Origin of the sequence: Lysinibacillus sp. AR18-8 (assembly GCF_001705465.1) — a bacterium.
Classification (GTDB): Bacteria; Bacillota; Bacilli; order Bacillales_A; family Planococcaceae; genus Lysinibacillus; species Lysinibacillus capsici.
In genome coordinates, this window is record NZ_MDGU01000017.1 from 61,102 (window position 1) to 83,508 (window position 22,407).

Below are 22,407 nucleotides of genomic sequence, written 5' to 3' on the forward strand. Positions count from 1 at the left end.
TCTTATACTTTGGCGTCCATAGCCGTACGAAGGGCATCCCCAAACCAATTAAAAATAAGAACGGTTAATGAGATCATGATACCTGGTATAAACATAAGCGTTGGTTCACTCATTAAATAGGTTTTACTATCATTAATCATCATGCCCCATTCTGCCATCGGTGCCGTAACACCTAGCCCTAAAAACGACAGCTCCGAAATTAAAAGTATTGTGGAGCCAAGCCCGATTAGTTTTAACAAAAATATTTGTGGAAAGACAAACGGCAATATATGCCTCCTTATAATTTTTCGTTTCGGTACACCTGTCAGCCGTGCATATTGTACATAAGTGCTTTCTTTTAAAGAACGCACCATATTGCGAATGATACGCGCAAAACCTACCCACGACACAAAACAAATTGCCACAAACATATTTTTAACGCCACCACCTAACGCACCTACAATGACAAGGGCAAAAATAAAATCAGGAATGGAGAGAAGAACATCACAAATACGCATTAATACTAGATCAACCAGCCCACCGATGTACCCTGCCAGACACCCTACGATGATGCTAATGATTAAGGTAATGAATAGTACGCCAGAGGCTAGCAGCAGAGAGGTGCGCGTACCAAATAATAAACGAGAGAGCACACAGCGCCCCAGGTGATCTGTACCTAAGGGGTAATGCATAGAAAATCCCTGTAATTTATTGGCTATATCTGTTGTATAAGGATCATGAGGCGCTAACCAAGGAGCAAATAGAGCCATTACCACCAGTATGAGTACGAGCAAGCTACTGATGATGAGTGGCAAATTTTTTTTCACTATAGAGCGCCTCCTTTCAGCCTGACACGTGGATCAACAACCGCACATAGTATATCTGCTATAAAATTGATAGTGATATACAATCCCCCAATGATGACGATAAAAGCTTGTAGTACAGCGTAGTCCCTTGCTAACATGGCCTCCACAATAAAGTGTCCCACGCCAGAAATGGCAAAAACATTCTCAATAATCGCTGCACCCCCTAATAGGCCTCCACAGGTCATGGCAAGGGATGTGATAAGTTGTGGTAAAATGCTTTTGAAAATATGTGTACGCAAAATAACCGTTTCTTTTACACCTCTTGCACGGGCAAATAGAACATGCGGTTTCTTCATTTCTTCTCTCATGCTTGAGCGGATGAGCCTAATGTAATAAGGGATAAATCCTAAAGCCAGTGTTATCGATGGTAAAATGACATGAGCAAAACTTCCCCAACCCATGAGTGGTAAGACGCCCCATTTCAAGGCCACTGTATAAATGAAGAGAAAGGCCAGCCAAAAACTTGGCATAGAGGCAATTGTAAAGATAGCTGTACGTGTAAACCAATCGAGCCATCCACCGTTTTTTCTTGCAGACCAAATGCCAATAGAAAAGCTAATGACAATAATTATGACCAATGCTGTTACCGCTAAAAGTAATGTTGTCTCAAAGCGTTGAAATAGTTCTGTTGCCACGGCCTTTTTCGATACAAAGGATGTTCCAAAATCTAATTGCAATGCATGGCTGAGCCAAGCAATATATTGCATCCACAAAGGTTGATCTAGCCCCATTTCTTCACGCATACTTGTCATGGCCTCTTCAGTAGCAGGAATTTGATTGATTGTAAAATAAGCTTCAACAGGATCAACAGGAATAAAGCGAATTAATCCAAAGGCGATGATGGTAATACCAAACAACGCCAGTAACATACTTGCTATCCGTTTAACAAAAAATGGCACCATTTTGACTACTTCACCTCATATTGATTCAGCGGCACTTCAAATTGCTGCATAGAAAACGATAAATTGGCTAGACGTTGATTGGCCACCAAATAATTTGTCCGATAAGATAATGGCATGAAAATCGCCTCTTCATGAATGGTTTGTAAAATGGCTTCATACAGGCTCTGTCTCTCTGATTCATCAGTTGAGCGAATCACTTTCGCAATATTTGCTGCTAATTGTTCTGAATGTGCTGTGCCTTTTAACGCATAATGGCCAATTTGCTTTTCCCCCGTCATCATTCGTAAATACATATGGGGATCATAAGGTGCCCCCCACGTATCATTCATAATGACATTGAACTCACCTGTTTTACTTCGCGTTCGGAAAAGTTGATCTTCTTCTCCAATCAATTTGACATCTACGCCTAATTCACGCCATGCGCCCTGTAAATATTCAAATATAGATTTATGCACTTGGTCATTACTGTTATATGGAATTGTGATGGTCAGTGCTTGACCGTCTTTGGATCGAAACGGAGCCCCTTCTTCAAAGATCCAGCCTGCTTTATCCAATAGTTGCTGGGCTTTTTCTAAATCATAGCTGTAAGACTCAAATGGAATATCACTATACGGAAATCCTGGAGCAAATAAAGACTTGGCCTCTTGTTCAATGCCATTTAATACATGTTCAATAATTGTTTGTCGATCAAAAGCATACTGCAAAGCAAGTCTGACATCTTTATCTTGCGTCACGCCATAGTCTGAATTGAAAGATAGTATTCTAGTAGAGGAAGGTTCAGAAATTAGCGTTTGATATTGGGGATTTTTCTCCAAAGCTCGGAGTTCCTCAGGTGCTAATTGACCACTTCCGAAAATTAAATCAATATCTCCTTTTTCAAGTGCCATCATACGTGCTTGTGAATCAGGAATAATTTTGACGATGACTTTTTCTAGCTTAGGCTTCTCTCCCCAATAATGCTCATTACGTGAAAACTCAGCAAAATTGTCTTGCTTGTAATCAGTTAAAATCCAAGGACCTGTTCCAACCGCTTTTTCAATGCCATTTTTGGTTGTCCCACTTGCTGGGAAGCCACTATCCCCTAACATACGTAATGGACGAATCAACGTTAACTCCTGTAAAAATGGATAGTAAGGCTCTTTTAAATGAATCTGTAATTTCAGCTTATCTAAGACTTCTACCCGATCAATGACTGCCACCACTTCTAGCCAACTATGCGGTGCAATATTCTCCACTACAGTTTCGATATTACGTTTAACATTGTCTGCCGTAAGCTGAGAGCCGTCTGAATACAAGACATTGTCTCGTAATGTAAATATGTAGCTCTTACCGTCTTGAGACATTTCCCATGCTGTTGCTAATCCTGGCTCTATTTGCCCATCATTTCCATAGCGTACAAGCGGATCGTATAACATTGCCTGAGCAAACATTTCATTTGGTGCATACAGGTGTGGATTTACTTCTCCAATATCCTTTGGCCAAGAAATGGTTAAAACATGTTCATTTTCACCTTTTGCCTTGTCTTTTTTTGTCTTGTCATCTGAATTTCCGCAGGCCACAAGCATACTTCCACTCACAATCAATAGAACTAGTAAACTCATTATTTTTTTCAATATACTTTCCCCTTCATTTAAATAGTAATGATTACTATTATCATTCAAAATCGAATTTTAAATGATTCATGACTTTTTGTAAAGTAGATATTCAAAAATAAATCTTAAAGACATAAAAAAACACCTCCTCTGTCCACGGAACAAAGGAAGTGCCTTCTGTCTTAATATAGTGCTATTTTTGTATGCAATAGCTCATGTAACTCATGCAATTTTTTAATTTCATAATGTGGTTCAATATCACTCGTATTTTCAACATTGCGGATGTTAAACCAACATGTATCAATGCCTGACAGCAATCCGCCTTTAATGTCTGATGTCAAAGAATCGCCGATTATAAGCGTTTTAGCTTTATCAAAATGCTCAATCCGCTCAAATACATAATCAAAAAAGGCAGGCATTGGTTTTTGATAGCCCGTTTGCTCGGAGATAAAGATGCCTTTAAAATATTGTGCTAAATCGGCATCCACTAGTCGTTTATTCTGTGTCAGCGTTACGCCATTTGAGACGACATACAAATGATAGTGATTGGCTAGTTGAGCGATGACTTCATAAGCTCCCTCTACATAATGATGTGCTTCCTGTAAGTATTGTTGGAATAGCGATTCAAAGTAGACGCCATCGACCTCCATCCCAAATTCCTTTAAAGCAACCGCAAATCTTGTATTATGTAGTGTATTTTTTGTCACTTCCCCACGCTCAAAAGCTCGCCACATCGATTCATTAATTTCTTTGTAGCGCGCTATCATCTCGGGCGTAGTGGCTATCTTTTCCTCTCTGAACATGCGGTCAAGTGCTGCATTTTCAGCTAAATCAAAATCTAGTAATGTATCATCTACGTCAAACAATAATATCTCATATTTCGTCATGTTCATTCCCACTTTCTTCGATGCATTGTGACTATTTACTCTATATCATGATAACGTTTTTTATGAAAAATAACAGTAAAATGCCCTATGACAGAATATTAGAACATGTATGCGCTTTATACACATGCTTATCCGTCCACACAAAAAAATACTTACAGGTAACATAGTCGCAGCATTGCTTTTAGCTGGTCCATTATCATTGGCTGGTACACAAAATACGTTTGCAGCTTCTAATGAGAATGAGTTTTCTAATATAGAGAACTTAAATTTTACCGAATCTGGCCAAACATTCACATTAGTTTATGATGAAGGTGAAACAGATTTTAACATTGAATATAATGGTGATAAAATGTTGTTAACTACTACAACTGGTAACAAAATTCATACATTTGAATATAATGAAGGTGATTCTTTTGCTATAATGGACGGAGAAAAAGTGGAATTATCTTTTGAAGAGTTTGTTGACCCTACTAAAGTCAATGATGATTCCCAACCTATATTTAGTGCTTATAAAGCAGATGATTATACACCTGTCTATATGTCAACTGCAAAAATCAATTTCGATAAAATGGTCACAGATGTATCTGATATTGTGACAGTAATTGGTGGTGTTATTGCAATTGGAGGAATTATCGGAGCTGCAATTACTAAAAAACAAATTGCATCAGTAATAGGAAATTGGGCTGGGGCTGTAGGGTTCGCCACACTTATAGTATCTAAGACATTTTCTGGGAAAATCACATATGATCAGTACAGAACTAAGGGTCTAGTTGATACAGGATATGGAACAAAATACCATGCAATTAGAAACGATAACGTTAGAGTAATTGCTTCCGTTGCAGGTTTTAGTATGAATGAACAATTAAGAGGTACTGGTGATTGGTATTTTAATACAAAGCCATATTAAGGAGGTTTATAGGTTTGCAAAAGTCTAGCATATTTAATAGAATTGCGTTAGTAGTGCTGTCTATTATGGTTATCGGGGTTCTTTATTCTTTCATTTGGCATAAAGAGAGTTTTGATAGACCAATTTGGATACAAGTTGTTATGACTTTTTGCTTTTTAATGTTGAGTATAAATAACTTTAGACTAAGGAAGTACGCTATGGGTTGGATTTTTGCTGGAGTAGTAGTAGCTTTTGGAATCAGTATATTTTGGGGTACTACTGCTGTTTAATCAATCAACACCATGTCAGTAAACTAAGATCAGCCAACAATTTCTTGTTACATTTTATGACAAAACCTCAAATTCAGATAAAGAGTAAAACGACTGTTTAAAAAGAATGGTCTTACAAAGACACAAAGCCTGTGATAACAGGCTGTAGGCCTTTGTCTTTGTGTATTAAGGTACAAGTAAATTGTGTTTTGACAAACTTTTAAATTTAAACTGAGTAGAAAAATTATATAGTATATCCCTAAGAAACCTCCAATGGTTATTCCAATGGAGGTCTTCATTTCATTATTTAACTGAGCCACTAATAAATGTTTTATCAGGATAATACATATTCTTTACAATTACATTTGGCCCTAAACATTTGACTGCTGGACAGTGGCAATTAATTGATTTAGAAATATTGGAATCTAACCACCGTTCGTAAATTTGAGGTAATGATTCATTTTTTATATTTCCGAAAGCCGAACCGTCATCTGAGAAATCCGTAACCGATATATCCCCAGTGAAAATATTTAAATTCATTCTTGATCGTCCATCAACATCATTTCTGATTGTTATATTATGTTCACTATTGATTCGCTTGATTAACGCTAAATCTCGCTCATCTTGACTACAAGGGTAAAATGGCAATGTACCAAACAATACCCATATGTCTTTATTTCTATAATCAAGAATTTCATTCACAACTTTTCTGTATTCCTCCAAACTAATAACTTCTAAATTTTCAGCGAAGTCACTAGCATACATAGGATGAATTTCGTGTCGCTTACATAACATTTCGTTAGCCACTTCATTATGAATTTTCTCCATATAGGGGACAGTATTACGATTTAACATTGTTTCTGCTGATACAAACATCCCTCCTTTGGAAAGTTCCCTTGCATTGTCGAAAATATTACGATATAAATTGCCTCTATATTCAATTGAAGGTTGCTTATCCATCATAGCGAAGCCTGTTTCAACAAATTCTTTTTCATCACACCAGTTATGCGATATGTGCATAACATCTAGATAAGGAGCAATTAATTCGTAATGAGACATAGGCAAAGTTAAATTCGAATTAATTTGCGTCTTAATTCCCCTACCCTTAGCGTATTTCAAAAGTGGTAACAAATTTTCCTTTATTCCCTTTTTAGTCATTAAAGGTTCTCCACCTGTAAAACTCATTGTACGTAAAGTTTCCACCTCATCTAACTTGTGGATAATTTCTTCTGTAGGTAATGCTGGTAATTCTTTGGTTAATAATGTGTAGCCAACTGCACAATGCGAACATCTCATATTACATAAATGTGTTGTAGTAAATTCAATATTTGATAAAGTTAATTTCCCATACCTATCAATGTCATGGTAACTTTCCCATTCATCATGAGTTTTCTGTACTGTAAACATATAAAAAACTTCCTTTCCATGCTTATAATTTTCGCACAGATAAAATAATTTTTAAAGTGCATTTATTTATAAATTATCTCGGAATCGAACTTAATCTTTATTATAACTTTTTTATTATTTTGTTTACATCTGCTCTATTTCTGACAACTCTATCTTCGTATCCTCTTTTATCTTCTATACAATTAATTTTTCTTGCGCCACTTTGTAATTACAAGGAGTTAAATTACCGACTTTGGTGACACACCAGCCCTCGGCAATATTGTACATGACGAACTACCATTGATTTTTGATAAATGGATGGCAACCGACTTGGCAAAATCGCTTAACTGCCATTGTCCAGCAGTCAAATGCTTAGGGCCAAATGTACTTGTAAAAAATATGTATTATCCTGATGCCGCGTTTGTGAGTGGCTCTGCTCGTGTATAAGTTCATCGATAACGAGAGAAACTCCATGTTGAACAAAGACTGATCAACATGGAGTTTCTTTTACATATGGCGTTATAAATTGTAGGTTGTCCTTATGCCTGCTCTTTAATGCATCGTATATAATTGTTCGATCCTAAGAGAGGAATCCGCCTCTTGATTTTTTTTGTCTTCGGAAATGATTTTCCCTTCATAAATCAATCCACCTGTACGTAAATCAACGATAGACAACCACTGTCCATCAGAAACACGATATACTAAATAAAATTTTCCCTCTGCTATACGTAAATATGGAGCATCATTCTCATTCGCAATGCTTGAATATTGAAGGGTTAAGGGTTCTTCCCACTGCTTCTTTTCAATATGATAACGATTCAATGTTAGTCCATTGGCTGAATAAACAGGAATGTATATCGTTTCTTTATGAATCAGCATTGACTTCCGATAGGGTTTTAATTCTTCTGGCATAGTCCATTCCTCTGCTTCATTCTTGGCATTATTATAGAGATATATTTGACTAGAGATAACTTCTAGCTCAGTATCTTCTTTTCGATCACTGTATTTTTCTACCATATATAAATAATAATTTTCGTTTTGAGTAGTAGTATTGTATTCATTAAAAATACGGATACTGGAAGTGCCTCTTTCTTCTGACACTAATTCTGCAAGGATGGCATCCTTTACTAATTCCTTCTTGTTCTCATCAATCGAATAGACATGCAACTCTTCCCTACCTTTTATAAGATAATTGGCTGATAAATAGTTGGTTGTTAATATATTTATTTTTCCATTTCCCACGTAAACGTCATTCACATTAATCCAATCATAGCTTGCTTTAACTGGTATATCGATTTTAAAGGAAGAACTGTCATTTGTATTTTTATCAAGTATATCAATTTGAAGCGTTACGACATTGCTAGCTTCTTTTCCACCATCATCTAAAAACGTTGTGTAAATCAAACGTGATTTGTCTTCATAATATTTTCTTGGATCAAATTCTTTCCCGCGCATAAAATTACGGTGTTCCTCAATATATTTTCGAAGAATCATAGGTTCATTCGGTGCCATCAAATCTCTAAAAAAAGACTGATTATTGGGATTCGTGGAACCATCCTTTGATATGTACAACATATGATAAAGATCATTACTCTGATAACTTGTTTGAAGAATAAGATTTTCGATTTCTTCCTTATTTCCGCTGATCGTTTCAATTTTATAGGATCTATCATTTTTAGAAGCCATTGCTGTTTTTTGGATATAGTAAGAACTGATAAACACCACGATGAAGAAACAAATACTGATTGTTTTCCAATATTTTTTCATTGTTATACCTCCTCTAGACCCTGATTTTATATTTTAATAAATGATTCGCAATCCAAATGGCACTGCCTAAAACGATCATGCTCGTTACCAGTACCATTAAGAAAATTTCAAGTGGGTAAAAGTAATTTGTATAAACATTAACTAATAGGATTGGAGCAAAAAATACCCCAAGTGACAGTAAGCCATAAAAAATAGCGTAAAAAATCCCTTTTAAACCATAACTTCGCTCAATTAAAATCGCGGTAAATATTACTGCCACGAAAAGTAACCCAAGTGCATATACCAGGATAAACTCTGTAAAGCTAGTCGGATACAGCCACCTCCACATATTTAAAGTAGAACTAGCATAAATTGAGAAATTTGATTGGAGGTCTATTGGTATAATCTTATTCACTATTTGTTTTTCCATCAAAATTAGCAAGATTTGCAAAGCAATCAAGCCAAGAACTAAAAGCATAATCGTCGTTAATTTCGCAAAATAAATGGCGATTCTTTCAGTTGGTAACATGAATAATCTGTAAATAAATGTATTTTTACCAAACCAATCTCGATACCAAATAAAGAAAACATAAATCATCAACATGGCGATACAAAAAAAGATTGGCAGCAGAAACCATTCTGAATCAGTGAATCGATCGAAAGAAAAAGTCCCGTATTGTTCCACATACTGGTTCATGGATAACTGGTTTTCTGCCATCAACTGTTTAGCATTTTTCATATAGGTTTGTGAGATAATTCCCGCTCCTATAAGCTGGCTGAGCATGGTCAAGCCTATTAAAATCAAATACAATTTAAAAAATCGATTTACTTCAAAATTAACAAGTTTTAAATAGTTTTTCATGCTCGATATACCTCCCTCATCACATCAACCACTGATTTCCCTTCATTTTCACGTACTTCCTCCACGCTAAATTCCCTCAATACTGCACCGTCATCAATAAGGACTGCTTTATCAATCAAATGCTCAATATCACTAATTTCATGCGTTGTTATAATGACACCACGTTCTTCAATTAAATGGCTTGTAAACACCTCTGCAATCTGCTCACGAGAGAAAATATCAATGCCAGAGAATGGTTCATCCATCAGTAAATAATCGACATCAAGTGACAATCCCAGTAGCATATTCACTTTTGCTGTATTTCCTTTCGATAAGTTAGCAATACGTTCATTCGGATCAAGTTTAAAAAATTGTAGTAATTCTTCTGCCCTCTGAGGATTCCAGCTTTTATAAAAATCAGCCATGAACGCAAAAGCTTCATTGATTTTCATTTGTGGCAACATCGTTATTGTGTCTGGGATGAAGGTTATTTTTTCAAAACTTTCTTTTGTGATTTTTTCTCCATCCATTAAAATTTCACCACTATTAATTGGTGTGAGCGCCATAATAGCTTTCATAATGGTCGTCTTACCTACACCATTTATTCCTATTAAACAAGTAATCTCTCCTTTTTCTGCAGTAAAAGAAATGTCTTTTAAAACCTGTTTCCTGCCGTATTTCTTGTTAACATTTTTTACTTCTATCATTTCGACTCCTCCGCTTCTCCGCTTTCGGCATCATGTTTTTTCTTTACAAGTTCCAATACTTCGGCTAAAGGCACATCGATAGATTTAATAGAGCCTAAAAATAAGTCAACCGCTTCGATAATCAATTCCTCACGGACATTTTTAAGGACTGCTTCATCTTTCGTAATGCAGCTAGGCATATTCCCCTCTGTAAAAATCAATCCTTGTTCCTCCATTTCCTTATAAGCTCGTTGCGCAGTATTTGGGTTAATCTTTAACTGATTGGCTAATTCCCTTCTGGATGGAATCTCCTGACCTGGCTCATAAAATCCCTTGGCAATTTGTTCTTTCAAATGCCGAATCACTTGGACATACACCGGGTCCCGATTATTAAAATTTATAGTCAAATAACTCAACTCCTCAAAAATTAATTCCGCGTATTAAACACTTAATACACAGTATGTAGAATGATGGGTTGCACCTATCAACATGAACATATTTTTTCTCTCGTTAACACCTCAGCGTATTAAGTGCTTAATACACCGACAATAAAAAAATGTATTAAACAGTTAATACACTTCTTGAAATGTATTATATGCTTAATACACATTTTAAGTCAACCACATTTATGGAAATATCTATCAATAATTAAAATCACAGCCAGTTGTACAAGTAGCATACATCATGGATGCAAATATACTTTTCTTCAAACAGACGAGTGTTTTTATCTTCATTGTTAACTGGTAATGACTGTATGTTTTCTTGTAATTATTTTTTAGCACAAAAAATATTTTATGTTCACAAGAGGTATAAGAAATAGAAGTTGAGCTATACTATTAAAGATTTCACTTCAAATCCAATGACTAGGAGGGTTAACCCGATGAGTGCGATTGATCGATAACTCAGAAGGACCATCAAAACTGAATAAGCTAAAGTACAGATTTCTTAGGAATATCTTAAGATCCTATGCGGAAGCGAGGCAGTGTGTCATGGAGCAGAAAATGTAAGTGGTAATCAGACCCGGAAATTCATTTCCGGGTTTTTCTAATTGTAAAGCCGTTATTCTAATTCAGCTAAATACATAAAAGCCATATTCAGATGAATATGGCTTTTTCTCTTATCCAATTAATTCCTTTGCAAGGAATCTATAGGTATTTAAACGACTTTCTAATTCATATTGATTGCAATTTAGCATCACTTCATCAAAGCCATAGCGTTCTTGCTCAGCGCTTAAAAAAGCAGCAATGTCTTGGGGTGTCCCGACAAGATTCGCCTTGCGATTATTGTCAATCGTCAATTTATCCATTTCAGTTAATGGATAATCTTTCGCCTCTTCGGGTGACATCGTTTGAATGATTTGCCCTTTCATTAATTGAAGACGAGAAATATCAATCGGTTTAGCTAAATATTCCGCTTCTTCTAGGGTTGGGGCAACTGTTGCTGCATATGTCACAATGATTTGTGGTTTATCCATATAATAAGAAGGCGTAAAATAGGCTTTATAGGCATCAAAGATATCCTTTGACATATTGCCCGTGAAAAATTGTGCATACGAATAGCCTACTCCCAGCTGGCCAGCCTGCATTGCGCTCTGACCACTAGAACCTAGTAACCAAGCCTCTGGTAATGAAATATGAGCAGGAGCTGCAACGACTTGATCATAGACATGTTCACCTGTTTTTTGATTATTCATTAGCTTTAATATGATTTCTAGCTTATCATACTGTTCTGTGAAGCGTTGTCGTCTTCCCTCTGCCAAGGCATAGATAGCGGCATGATCACCACCAGGAGCTCTCCCCACACCAAAATCAATACGATTGGGTGCCAGCCCCGATAATGTTTTAAAGACCTCTGCTAGCTTATAGGGTGAATAATGCATCATCATGACACCACCCGTACCAATGCGAAGCCGCTGTGTTTTAGCAGCTAAAAAAGCAGCAGTTACTTCAGGAGCTGAACTCGCCAATGACTGGCTATTATGGTGTTCAGCAAGCCACATACGGTGATAGCCAAGCTCTTCACCTAGCAATGCCAGCTGTTCTGTACGTTGGAAGGCCTCTTCTGCAGAATGACCTTTTGGAATCGGCATTTGATCTAAAATACTTAATCTCATGTAAAACATCCTCTCTGTCTCTAGCTCCCCCTTTTACTGTAATACAGTTTGGATGATTTACAAAATAAAAAACCTTACTCATAAGCTAGTTGTTTCTTTTCCCAAGTGTGATAGACCATGCCAACAAGCTTTTGTTGTTGTTGCTGGTTTAATACGACTTCTTTAAATTTCATTGCCTCTAGGGAAAATTGCTGCGTTTGTTCGTTCACGACAAATTGGAGAATAGCATGTCCTTTTTCGTCTTGAAACGTAATATCACCTGATAATTCTACAACTTGCTCCCCAGTTTTTGCTTCATAATAGCGCCAGTAAGGTTCATAAAAAGCGTAATTAAACGCATTTCGAACTGTGACATCTGAAAAATTCTCCAAATAGCCTTCCTTTACGGTATCAATATACTCATGATCTGTTATATCTTTTTTTGCATTAAAGACATACCCTACAAGTACTCCCATAAACACAACACAGAGAAATACACGTATATGATTTCCTAAACTCATGTCATCACGTCCCCTTTACGTAAAAACACCATTATCTACATAATACATCAAAATAATGACTCCAAGTAGAATTTTTTTGAGTTATGTAGAAATTATCGTCATTTCCTATTGAATCACTTCATTTATTTCTATTAAAAAATAGCAGCTAGAGTATTTACAGCCTATCCTCAGTTCGCTACTATCAGATTATTATGATAGAAAAGAGATGACCTTTTGTGCCTTTTGATTTAGATGTAAATATTTTATTAATTTTAATCCTCTTCGGTTTTTTAGCAGCCTTTATTGATTCAGTGGTTGGAGGAGGTGGGCTTATCTCATTACCAGCTCTTATGTTCGTTGGCCTTCCTCCCTCTGCTGCAGTAGCAACCAATAAATTGGCAGGTACAATGGGTTCCCTTACTAGCACAGTGACATTTTATCGCTCTGGTAAACTAGATATAAAAGCCGTCTATAAGCTATTCCCCTTCGTCTTTTTTGGCTCTATGCTGGGTGCTTGGATTGTCCACTTAATGGACCCAAGTGTACTGAAGCCATTAATGCTGATTATGCTTGCAGTCGTTGCCATTTATACCATCTTTAAAAAAGACTGGGGCAGTATGACCACCTTTAAACAATTAACCCCTAAGCGTTCTATTATTTTTGTTTTCGTGATTACACTTATTGGCTTTTATGATGGCTTTTTAGGTCCTGGGACAGGCTCGTTTCTACTCTTTGCTTTTCTCATAGTTGGCTATGATTTTTTACAATCAGCAGGAAACGCCAAATTTTTAAATTTCGGCAGTAATGTAGCTGCCCTCCTTATGTTTATATACTTAGGACAAATAAATTATGCCTATGGACTACCAATGGGTCTTGCGCAAATTGCAGGAGCTATTGTTGGTTCAAAATTTGCCATTAAACGCGGCAGTGGCTATGTACGTAAATTATTTATCGTTGTGACCATTCTATTACTCTTGAAAAATACATATGACTATTTTTCATGATCAGCCGTTATACTAACGTATGCCAATACTATAGAAGGATCAAACTTATCTCAATTGGGGTAAGTTTTTTTCATGGTATCAACTTTTTCCCTCTCCTCGTACGTCTAGTAAATGTATACAATTTGACAATGTTAAAAAGGAGCTTCTTTGGACATGAGAACAAGAAATGCATTTCAACATGAAGAGGTGTTTGTCCAATTCATTCGAGAACAAAAAGAGCGTTTTTATTTGCTCGCGTATAGCTATACAAAAAATGAACAGGACGCACTAGATGTTGTACAAGACAGTATCCAAAAAGCCATGCTTTCATTAGATCGACTTGAGAATGTGACCTATATGAAAAGCTGGTTTTATAAAATAGTTGTCCGTACAGCCATAGATTTTTTACGTAAGCATAAACGCTTACAAGTGACAGATGATGATACATTACAATATTTAACACCTGCTCAAGAGGATGTTTATGAGAATGTTGACTTGGAGCATGCGTTGGATGAACTCCCGCAAATGTATCGAGAGGTTGTCATTCTCCATTATTTCGAGGATTTAAAACTCGCTGACGTGGCGAACATCCTCGACATTAAGTTGAGTACAGCCAAATCGCGTCTTTATAAAGCATTAAAACTATTGAAAATCCAATTGGAAGATGTGAAGGGAGAAACTGCACATGGATAAAAAATTACAGGAGTTAGAAAAACAATATATGAAAGTCCCGATTCCAAAAGAGCTAGACTTCGTGGTTGAAAAAGCACTTAAGCAAGGTCGAAAAAAGAAAAAAAATCGTACACCTCAATGGGTCCTTGGATCTGCCGCTGCAGCCATGCTATTTACAGCTGGTTTAAATGTAAGTCCTGCAATGGCACGCACACTCTCAGAAATTCCCGTGGTTGGTAGTGTGATAAAAGTATTGACTTGGACAGAATATGAAGTGGCTGAAGATAATTATGATGCCAACATTAAAGTACCTTCTATTGAAAACTTAGAAAATCAGGATCTGGCGAATACATTAAATGAAAAATATCGTGCAGAAGGTAAGACACTTTACGATGAATTTATGGCAGAAGTGGGCGATTTAAAATTAAATGGCGGTGGTCATTTAGGTATTGATAGTGGCTACGAAATCAAAACTGATAACGAACAAATTTTGTCGATTGGCCGTTATGTAGTGAATACCGTTGCTTCTTCTTCAACGGTGATGGAATACGATACGATCGATAAAGAAAACGAAATTTTAATTACTTTACCTATGCTCTTTAAAGATCAACACTATATTGAAACAATTAGTGAAAATATTAAAGAACAAATGCGTACACAAATAGCTGAATCGAATCAAGATAAAGTTTATTGGGTAAAGGGTGCTGGCCTTGCCGATGAAGAGTTAATGGAAGAATTTACAACTATTAAACCTGATCAGCAATTCTACATTTCTGATAAAGGCAAGCTTGTGATTTCCTTTGATAAATATGAAGTGGCACCTGGCTATATGGGCGTTGTAGAGTTTGAAATCCCAACAGATGTCTTAAAAGACGATCTTGTAAGCACAAAATATATTCATTAATTTAGCTTACTTTTCCTATGACGAGGTATTGGATGATGGTGTCATCCAATACCTCGTTTTTTCATGAAACCATACCATTTTCTGCTTATAAAGCCGACTTTTTTTGTCAAAGCTAATATGTATCAATCAATGTTAGAGGGTTTTCAACATGAAAAGTGTAGGATCAATCAGTATTTTACATGTCATCTTCCTATCAATGACTGTTATTGGCTTAAAAAATCATGTAACCATTATTCCTCCGCTACTAGATGTGGCCAAAAGAGATGGCTGGCTATCCGTATTGTTTGCTGGAGGAATTATTTTCTTTTGGCTATTTTTATTAGTATATATTCAATCAAAATCTAATCAGGAGCCCATCCGAGATTGGCTCGATTCAAAAATCGGGAAAATTGGCTCTACTATTGTTATTTATACAGTTGCTATTTTTTTAATGATTATCGCAGCTTTTACAATGGTTGAAACACTGCAATGGATTAATACTACATTTTTACCGCAAACCCCTGTAATTATCTTACTATTTATCTACGTCATTCTGTGTATTCTTCTTGTGACGACTAGCTTACAGACGCTCGTCATTTTAAACGTTTTTGTATTATTCGGAGTAGTTATCTTTGGCTTTTTCGTGGCCTTTACGAACATGCAGGTAAAAGATTATGAATTATTACGTCCATTTTTTGAACATGGATTCCAGCCTGTCTTGCGAGGTATGATTTTCCCTGCATCAGGGTTTATTGAGCTTTTAATGTTGCTATTTTTACAGCATCAATTTAAGGAACGTATTCGCTGGTACCACTTTGCTATTATGCTGGCCATTTTAGTAGGACTGACATTAGGACCTTTAATTGGAGCCATTACAGAATTTGGACCGAATGAAGCGGCTAAGCAACGCTATCCTGCCTACGAAGAATGGGGATTAGTGACAATCGGTCGCTATATCGAGCATCTTGACTTTTTCTCCATTTATCAATGGCTGACAGGAACCTTTATTCGTGTTAGCTTCCTTTTGTACATTGTGGCAGATTTATTGAAGATGACAGGAGATCCCAAGCGTATATGGCAAATGCTTGCTCCTCCCTTCTTTATTCTTTGTTTACCATTAATCATGCTAAATGAAAGCCTATTTTTAAAAGTAAAAGGAAATTATATTCTGGCAGCCACTTTTATTTTTTTCTTTTTACTGTCAATATTTTTCGTAGTCGTAGCTTTCTTGTCGGATAAATCTTCTAAAAAGGGGAAAACTGAAAAACAAGATAAGAAAAGTGGTGAATCATAATGCCTCAGCAAGAACAAGCGCTAGATCTTAGTACGCTCAGAAAATTATTTCAAAAATCAGCAGATATTCAATTTCAGGAATATATGTTTAATCAGCAGAAAGTACACTTTATTACGTGTGATGCTATGATTGATCAACAAATGCTTAATGAAGTGATTATTCAACGTATTCAATATTTATATGATCATTTGGATGAGGTTCCCTTTGAAGAGAATATCGCAAGGCATCTTCATGTTCCAAGTATTCAAAAAGTACAAGACAAGGAACAGCTGATAACTTTTGTCTATAGTGGCTTCTTGTTGTTGTATTTTGACGAAGACAATCTTTTATATGCAAGCAATATTGCCCAAAAGCCGAATCGCCAGCCTGAAGAAACGCGCATGGAGGTTCTTGTTAAAGGGCCCAGAGATAATTTCATTGAAGATATTCGCGTCAATATCGCACTCATAAGAAAACGTTTGCCGACCAATTCATTTTGTGTGGAAAAAGTGGAGCTTGGGAAACGATCAAAAACTACGGTAGCCATTCTTTATTTTGATGATATTGTGGATATGGATATTTTACATGGCATCAAAAAGCAGCTTGCTGCTGTTGATACAGATATTGTTTTTAGTGGCGATTTATTGATGGAACGGGTGAATAAAAATTCCAAGCTTTTTCCGAAGTTTGATTATACTGGACGACCTGATTATGCGGTTCAGGCCTTAGCAAGAGGACGCTTTATTATTTTTGTAGATGGCGTCGCCTATGCCATCATTACCCCTGTCAATTTGTTTCTCTTACTGAAATCAGCTGAGGATAATGAATATCCTATTATTTTCAGTTCACTCGAACGATTATTAAGAATATTTGGTATTTTAATCGGCTTACTACTTCCTGCATTCTGGCTTGCCTTGACAACCTATCACCAAAACCAATTGCCGCTTCAACTACTCGCAACCGTCGTGCAAGCGAAGGCTGGCTTACCGCTCCCCTCTTCGCTTGAAATGTTGCTGATGTTGCTGATGTTTGAATTATTTCGTGAAGCAGGCTTGCGTCTCCCTTCCGTTATTGGTGGGACCATCAGTGTTGTAGGTGGATTAATTATTGGGGATGCAGCCATTCGAGCAGGTGTAACGAGTCCTGAAATGATCGTTGTCATCGCCATTTCTACCATTGCTTCCTTTACATTAGTGAATCAGTCACTTGTTACTTCAGTTAGCATATTACGCGTTGCCTTTATCTTTGCTAGTGCCTTTTTCGGGTTATTTGGCTTCTTTGTTTCTTTATACCTGACACTGCTTTATTTAAGTAATATTCGAATTTACGGCTACTCTTACATGAATCTAGCAACAGATCTAAATTGGGCAACCATTAAAAAATCCATCTTTCGATTATCACCCAAACGCTATACAGAGCGGAACAAAGCGCTTGCTCCTCAGGATTATACACGAACTTCAAAAGGGCATGAGAACAAAGATTCTCCACATAAAAACAAATAGCATCCCTATCGATTGTGAAGGGATGCTATTTTTATTCGCTCAACTATTTTGGACTCTTTCTTTTATAAGGTCCAGTACACTTTCCCAATGACCTTTCATTTCTTCTCGTACTGTCTGATCAGAAAGATGTTCTTGATGAAAGCTAATGGTTGTTTTATTACGCTCTTTGGGTAAAATACGTATTTGTACGGTAGATGGTTTTGACCACTCTTCCTTTTGCCAAGTCAATCGAAGCTGCTCTAATGGTTTAACAATCCTGATTTCGCCTGTCCCTGTCTTTGAATGGTATTTGTACCCAGGTTCGAATATAACTGAAGTGTCTTCCCCCAGCCATGTACGTACTCCTTCTGTTGTCGTAATCAATGCCCATGCTTGCTCCTGCGAAATTGGAAATGTCCTTCTAACCCCGATTTGAAAACCCACACTTTTCGTTTGACCGATAATTTTTTCGTTATCCATTGCTTCACCTCTATTTTATGACCTTTATTGTGAACTGTAATGTTCTATTCGATTTACCTGCTAAACATTCCTTCTATGATTCATAAATGAATGTTCCATTTTCCATATTAAAGATTTGACCTGTTACCCTATGCATATTCGATGGCATTACCTTCAATCGATTCCCTCTTTCCACATAAACCTTCACTATGCATGTCAGTGTCCTTTGGCTACCACATGAGCAGTTGTACAAGTAACTTAGGGAAGCAACCAAAAAAGGGAAATTGTTTTAAAAAACAATCTCCCCCTCCTTAATTTACGTCAATTCCACAAACTCTTTCTGAACGCTTTGTTCTGTTTGTCCCTTGCGAAATTGAATATGATGAAGCTTTGCAAAAATCCCATTTTGAGCCACTAGCTCATCATAGGTACCATCCTCTTCAATGCCCTTCGGTGTCACAACTAATACACGATCAGCATTGCGAATAGTTGCCAGTCGATGGGCAATAACTAGTGTTGTACGATTTTCAGCAAGCTCTGTTAACGATTGCTGAATAATCATTTCTGTTTCTGTATCTAAGGCAGAGGTTGCCTCGTCTAAAATTAAGATAGGCGGGTTCTTTAGGAACATACGAGCAATCGCTAGTCGTTGCTTTTGTCCTCCTGATAATTTTAAGCCACGTTCACCTATTTGTGTATCATAGCCATCGGGCAGCTCTGCAATAAATGCCTCTAGATGTGCTTTTTTCGCTGCCTCTCGAATTTCCGCTTCACTTGCATCTAATTTTCCATAGGCAATGTTTTCACGAATCGTACCTGTAAATAAAAAGACGTCCTGCTGTACGATACCAATTTGAGCACGTAATGACGCTTGTGTCATATTACGTATATCGATACCATCAATCGTAATAGCCCCTTTTGTCACCTCATAAAATCGAGGAATCAATGAGCAGATTGTAGTTTTACCAGCACCCGAAGGCCCTACAAAGGCAATAGTTTGGCCAGCTTTTACATCAAATGATATATCATGTAAAACCTGTTTGGATGCATCATAATTAAAATGAACGTGATTGAAGGCAATATTTCCATCTAAATGTTTTATAACCTTTGCATCCTCACGATCCTGAATTTCTGGCTCCTGTTCAATTAATTCACGGAAGCGCTTAAAGCCAGCCATTCCTTTCGGATAAAGCTCTAATAAAGCACTAATTTTATCAATTGGTTTAATCAGGACATTCGTATATAAAACAAAGCTCACTAGCTCCCCATAAGATAATTTCCCATTAAAGCTTAGCCAAGCGCCGACCACTAACACCATTAATGTAAGGAGGCGCGTCATCATGTAAATACTGGAGTGTGTCCCTGCCATAATTTTATAGGCATATAATTTAGCCGTACGGAAAAATCCATTTTGCTCCTTAAAGCGTTTAATTTCAAAATCTTCATTTGTAAAGGATTTCACAACACGGACACCAGATACACTATCCTCTACACGTCCGTTCACATCAGCAATTTTGCCATACATCGTTTTCCAAGCATTGTTCATTTTTATATTACTAAATGTCACAAGCCATGTTAAAAATGGCACCATAATCGCTGCAATCAAAGCGAGTGTTGGATTGACATTAAACATAATGGCAAAGGCCCCAACAAAGGTCATGATTGCAATGAAGAGATCCTCTGGTCCATGATGGGCAAACTCGCCTATATCAAACAAATCATTGGTAATACGACTCATAATATGACCTGTTTTCGTATTATCAAAGAATCGGAAAGATTGCCTTTGTACATGCGTAAATAATTCCTGACGCATATCCGTTTCGATATTTATGCCTAGTTTATGCCCTAAATAGTTAACGATAAAGTTCAATAATGTACTAATGGCATAAACAAGCAGTAATAGGACACTTATTTTCACGATCATGCCCCAATCCCCTGTTGGCAATAACTCATCGATAAACCATTGAACAGCCAATGGAAACGCAAGCTCTAAGATTGCTACAATAATGGCACTCGAAAAATCGATGACAAACAATCGTTTATGTGGCTTGTAGTAGGAAAAAAATTTTCTATACATGTTTGTCTCCTCTCTAAGTTGTAAAAATTTTGCCTATCTTTTAATAGTACCATTTGTGCAAACGTAACGGAAAAGTATTTTTTCTCCATAGCAGTATATTTTTATTTACTTTTAAAATGTTGCATGTTACTATGTTAGTAAGAATTGAATAGCTTTTGACTTTATTGTCAAAGGGGAGTAGCTAGCAGATGCGATCGAAGCATCTGATTCACATTCGTCATTACATGGTATATTACCATCGGGTGTGATGGCATTTCTTGTCACACAGAACACTTTCTGTGCAACGAACAGTTAATTGCTTAGCAAGACCTTTGCCTATTTTTTAGGCAGGGGTCTTTTTCTTTTGCTTAAAATAGGGAAAGAATAAGTTAGCAAGCCATTCATTTCTGTTCAACAATTAAAGGAGGCAATAAATTTGGAGGCAATATTTTTAGAATACGCATGGGTACTTGTCGTATTAATTGTACTAGAAGGTTTGTTAGCAGCAGACAACGCCGTCGTAATGGCTGTTATGGTTAAGCATTTACCAAAGGCACAACAACAAAAAGCTTTATTGTATGGATTGGTGGGGGCGTTTGTTTTCCGTTTTGCCGCATTATTCCTTATTACAACGCTCGTTAATTTCTGGCAGATTCAAGCAATAGGTGCAGCTTATCTACTGTTTATGTCTATTAAGCATATTTATGATTCGCGGAAAGCATCTCAAAACTCCGAAGAAATTCAAGAGCCGAAAAAACAATCTGGCTTCTGGATGACGGTTGTAAAAGTAGAACTTGCTGATATCGCATTTGCTGTGGATTCTATTCTTGCGGCGGTTGCCATTGCTGTCACACTTCCACATATCGGTGATTTTGATATTGGCGGTATTAACGCAGGTCAGTTCGCAGTGATGTTCTTAGGTGGTATTATTGGTGTCATCATGATGCGTTTCGCAGCTCGTTGGTTTGTAAAGGTTCTCGACAAATTCCCATCACTTGAAACAGCTGCTTTCCTAATTGTCGGCTGGGTTGGTGTAAAATTAGCTGTATTAACATTAGCACATGAAAAATTGGGTGTGATTCCACACGAATTCCCCCACTCCACTCTTTGGAAAGCTATTTTCTGGATTGTCTTAATTGCTATCGCATTAGGTGGCTACCTAATCGGTGTCAAAAATCAAAAGAAACAAGAACAATAATAATGAAAAATCGCTTCGATTACGATCGGGGCGATTTTTTTATTTTCTTAAAAATATAAAAGAAGGTATTTTCTAATTGAGAACGAATATCAATTATTTTTTGCATGAATTGCTTTAAAAATTAAATTTTTTGTATGTTACTGCCTCTACGCTGTATACTAGTAAAGAAGTCATTTACTGCAAAAGGAGGAAAACTTTTATGTTATCTGAAAAACTACACACAGCTCTTAATGAACAAATGAATTTTGAATTCTACTCTGCGCATGCCTATATGGCAATGGCAGCCTATTGCACAGATCAAGATTATGATGGCTTCGCTAACTTCTTTTTAGTACAAGCAGAAGAAGAACGCTTCCATGCCATGAAATTTTATAATTTCTTAAGTGATATGGGCTACCGCGCAACAATTCAAGGTTTTGAAAGCCCAGGCAATCATTTCGAATCCATTTTAGATGCCTTTAAAACGGCTCTATCACACGAAAAAGAAGTAACACGCCGTATTTACAATTTATCAGACATTGCTTTAGATGAACGTGAGCATGCGACAATGGCCTTCTTAAAATGGTTTATCGACGAGCAAGTAGAAGAAGAATCTACATTTGATACATTAATTCGTAAAATCGAGCGTATCGAAACTGACTCAAACGCAATCTTTATGCTAGATGCAGAATTGGCTACACGTACATTTACACCAGATACAGAAGCATAATATTTCTTATAAAAAAATCTGCCATTAAGGCAGATTTTTTTAGGTATCTATCTTGCTTGTG

The 22,407-nt window shown here is 36.7% G+C and carries 22 protein-coding genes and 1 pseudogene; 10 read left to right on the top strand and 13 right to left on the bottom strand.

Annotated features, from left to right (window positions below; translation table 11 throughout):
* Positions 1-2: 2 nt before the first annotated feature.
* The 4 genes from BFM98_RS14790 to BFM98_RS14805 form a co-directional block, all read right to left on the bottom strand.
* A complete protein-coding gene (locus BFM98_RS14790) occupies positions 3-806 on the bottom strand; it encodes an ABC transporter permease (protein ID WP_066037780.1) in 804 nt (267 codons plus the stop codon).
* Positions 806-1,747 carry an ABC transporter permease gene (locus tag BFM98_RS14795; protein ID WP_066037781.1) on the bottom strand — a complete coding sequence of 314 codons (942 nt, stop codon included), beginning with the start codon at positions 1,745-1,747 and terminating at the stop codon, positions 806-808. Before BFM98_RS14795 ends, BFM98_RS14790 begins: the two co-directional genes overlap by 1 nt.
* A gap of 5 nt (positions 1,748-1,752) precedes the next feature.
* A complete protein-coding gene (gene nikA / locus BFM98_RS14800) occupies positions 1,753-3,348 on the bottom strand; it encodes a nickel ABC transporter substrate-binding protein (protein WP_254660043.1) in 1,596 nt (531 codons plus the stop codon).
* Between the two features lie 173 nt (positions 3,349-3,521).
* On the bottom strand, positions 3,522-4,226 hold the full coding sequence (locus BFM98_RS14805) for a YjjG family noncanonical pyrimidine nucleotidase (protein ID WP_066037783.1): 705 nt from the start codon (positions 4,224-4,226) through the stop codon (positions 3,522-3,524).
* Between the two features lie 124 nt (positions 4,227-4,350).
* Between BFM98_RS14805 and BFM98_RS14810 the strand changes: the two genes are divergently transcribed.
* The gene (locus tag BFM98_RS14810) at positions 4,351-5,133 is read left to right on the top strand and encodes a hypothetical protein (RefSeq protein WP_139111239.1); all 783 of its coding nucleotides are present in this window, start codon (positions 4,351-4,353) and stop codon (positions 5,131-5,133) included.
* Between the two features lie 14 nt (positions 5,134-5,147).
* Positions 5,148-5,402 carry a hypothetical protein gene (locus tag BFM98_RS14815; protein ID WP_066037785.1) on the top strand — a complete coding sequence of 85 codons (255 nt, stop codon included), beginning with the start codon at positions 5,148-5,150 and terminating at the stop codon, positions 5,400-5,402.
* Positions 5,403-5,684: 282 nt separating this feature from the next.
* On the opposite strand, the gene yfkAB is transcribed toward BFM98_RS14815, so the two are convergent.
* Entirely contained in the window at positions 5,685-6,788 is a 1,104-nt protein-coding gene (gene yfkAB, locus BFM98_RS14820) for a radical SAM/CxCxxxxC motif protein YfkAB (protein ID WP_066037786.1), read from the bottom strand.
* A 222-nt stretch (positions 6,789-7,010) separates the two neighbouring features.
* On the opposite strand from yfkAB, the pseudogene BFM98_RS23480 reads away from it, so the two are divergent.
* Positions 7,011-7,214: pseudogene (locus tag BFM98_RS23480) on the top strand (radical SAM/CxCxxxxC motif protein YfkAB); the annotation flags it as partial.
* A 105-nt stretch (positions 7,215-7,319) separates the two neighbouring features.
* Here BFM98_RS23480 and BFM98_RS14825 read toward each other — a convergent pair.
* The 6 genes from BFM98_RS14825 to BFM98_RS14850 form a co-directional block, all read right to left on the bottom strand.
* Positions 7,320-8,534, bottom strand: a complete 1,215-nt coding sequence (locus BFM98_RS14825) for a hypothetical protein (protein ID WP_066037787.1) — start codon at positions 8,532-8,534, stop codon at positions 7,320-7,322.
* A 13-nt stretch (positions 8,535-8,547) separates the two neighbouring features.
* Positions 8,548-9,375 carry a hypothetical protein gene (locus BFM98_RS14830; protein ID WP_048392405.1) on the bottom strand — a complete coding sequence of 276 codons (828 nt, stop codon included), beginning with the start codon at positions 9,373-9,375 and terminating at the stop codon, positions 8,548-8,550.
* Complete coding sequence (locus BFM98_RS14835) at positions 9,372-10,061, bottom strand: ABC transporter ATP-binding protein (RefSeq protein WP_066037788.1); 690 nt, start codon at positions 10,059-10,061, stop codon at positions 9,372-9,374. Before BFM98_RS14835 ends, BFM98_RS14830 begins: the two co-directional genes overlap by 4 nt.
* Positions 10,058-10,447 carry a GntR family transcriptional regulator gene (locus BFM98_RS14840; RefSeq protein WP_004230719.1) on the bottom strand — a complete coding sequence of 130 codons (390 nt, stop codon included), beginning with the start codon at positions 10,445-10,447 and terminating at the stop codon, positions 10,058-10,060. The genes BFM98_RS14835 and BFM98_RS14840 overlap by 4 nt, the downstream gene beginning before the upstream one ends.
* A gap of 710 nt (positions 10,448-11,157) precedes the next feature.
* Positions 11,158-12,153: an LLM class flavin-dependent oxidoreductase gene (locus BFM98_RS14845; protein WP_066037789.1), complete on the bottom strand. Its 996-nt coding sequence runs from the start codon at positions 12,151-12,153 to the stop codon at positions 11,158-11,160.
* 74 nt (positions 12,154-12,227) lie between these two features.
* The gene (locus BFM98_RS14850; RefSeq protein WP_048392403.1) at positions 12,228-12,653 is read right to left on the bottom strand and encodes a hypothetical protein; all 426 of its coding nucleotides are present in this window, start codon (positions 12,651-12,653) and stop codon (positions 12,228-12,230) included.
* Positions 12,654-12,868: 215 nt separating this feature from the next.
* On the opposite strand from BFM98_RS14850, the gene BFM98_RS14855 reads away from it, so the two are divergent.
* From BFM98_RS14855 to BFM98_RS14875, 5 genes are all read left to right on the top strand, one after another.
* Positions 12,869-13,636 carry a sulfite exporter TauE/SafE family protein gene (locus BFM98_RS14855; protein WP_066037790.1) on the top strand — a complete coding sequence of 256 codons (768 nt, stop codon included), beginning with the start codon at positions 12,869-12,871 and terminating at the stop codon, positions 13,634-13,636.
* A 153-nt stretch (positions 13,637-13,789) separates the two neighbouring features.
* Positions 13,790-14,308, top strand: a complete 519-nt coding sequence (locus BFM98_RS14860; RefSeq protein WP_004230723.1) for an RNA polymerase sigma factor SigV — start codon at positions 13,790-13,792, stop codon at positions 14,306-14,308.
* Entirely contained in the window at positions 14,301-15,191 is an 891-nt protein-coding gene (gene rsiV / locus BFM98_RS14865) for an anti-sigma-V factor RsiV (protein WP_048392401.1), read from the top strand. The genes BFM98_RS14860 and rsiV overlap by 8 nt, the downstream gene beginning before the upstream one ends.
* Before the next feature lie 148 nt (positions 15,192-15,339).
* Positions 15,340-16,464, top strand: a complete 1,125-nt coding sequence (locus BFM98_RS14870) for a GerAB/ArcD/ProY family transporter (RefSeq protein ID WP_048392400.1) — start codon at positions 15,340-15,342, stop codon at positions 16,462-16,464.
* On the top strand, positions 16,464-17,945 hold the full coding sequence (locus BFM98_RS14875; protein ID WP_066037791.1) for a spore germination protein: 1,482 nt from the start codon (positions 16,464-16,466) through the stop codon (positions 17,943-17,945). Before BFM98_RS14870 ends, BFM98_RS14875 begins: the two co-directional genes overlap by 1 nt.
* A 39-nt stretch (positions 17,946-17,984) precedes the next feature.
* Here the strand turns inward: BFM98_RS14875 and BFM98_RS14880 are convergent, their stop codons facing one another.
* Together BFM98_RS14880 and BFM98_RS14885 are read right to left on the bottom strand one after the other, a co-directional pair.
* Entirely contained in the window at positions 17,985-18,404 is a 420-nt protein-coding gene (locus BFM98_RS14880) for an SRPBCC family protein (RefSeq protein ID WP_066037792.1), read from the bottom strand.
* Positions 18,405-18,699: 295 nt separating this feature from the next.
* Positions 18,700-20,460: an ABC transporter ATP-binding protein gene (locus tag BFM98_RS14885; protein WP_054550469.1), complete on the bottom strand. Its 1,761-nt coding sequence runs from the start codon at positions 20,458-20,460 to the stop codon at positions 18,700-18,702.
* A 415-nt stretch (positions 20,461-20,875) separates the two neighbouring features.
* Here BFM98_RS14885 and BFM98_RS14890 point away from each other — a divergent pair, with 415 nt between their 5' ends.
* Both BFM98_RS14890 and BFM98_RS14895 read left to right on the top strand, forming a co-directional pair.
* Entirely contained in the window at positions 20,876-21,637 is a 762-nt protein-coding gene (locus tag BFM98_RS14890) for a TerC family protein (protein ID WP_016994674.1), read from the top strand.
* A 199-nt stretch (positions 21,638-21,836) separates the two neighbouring features.
* On the top strand, positions 21,837-22,346 hold the full coding sequence (locus BFM98_RS14895; RefSeq protein ID WP_048392396.1) for a ferritin: 510 nt from the start codon (positions 21,837-21,839) through the stop codon (positions 22,344-22,346).
* Positions 22,347-22,407: the final 61 nt, after the last annotated feature.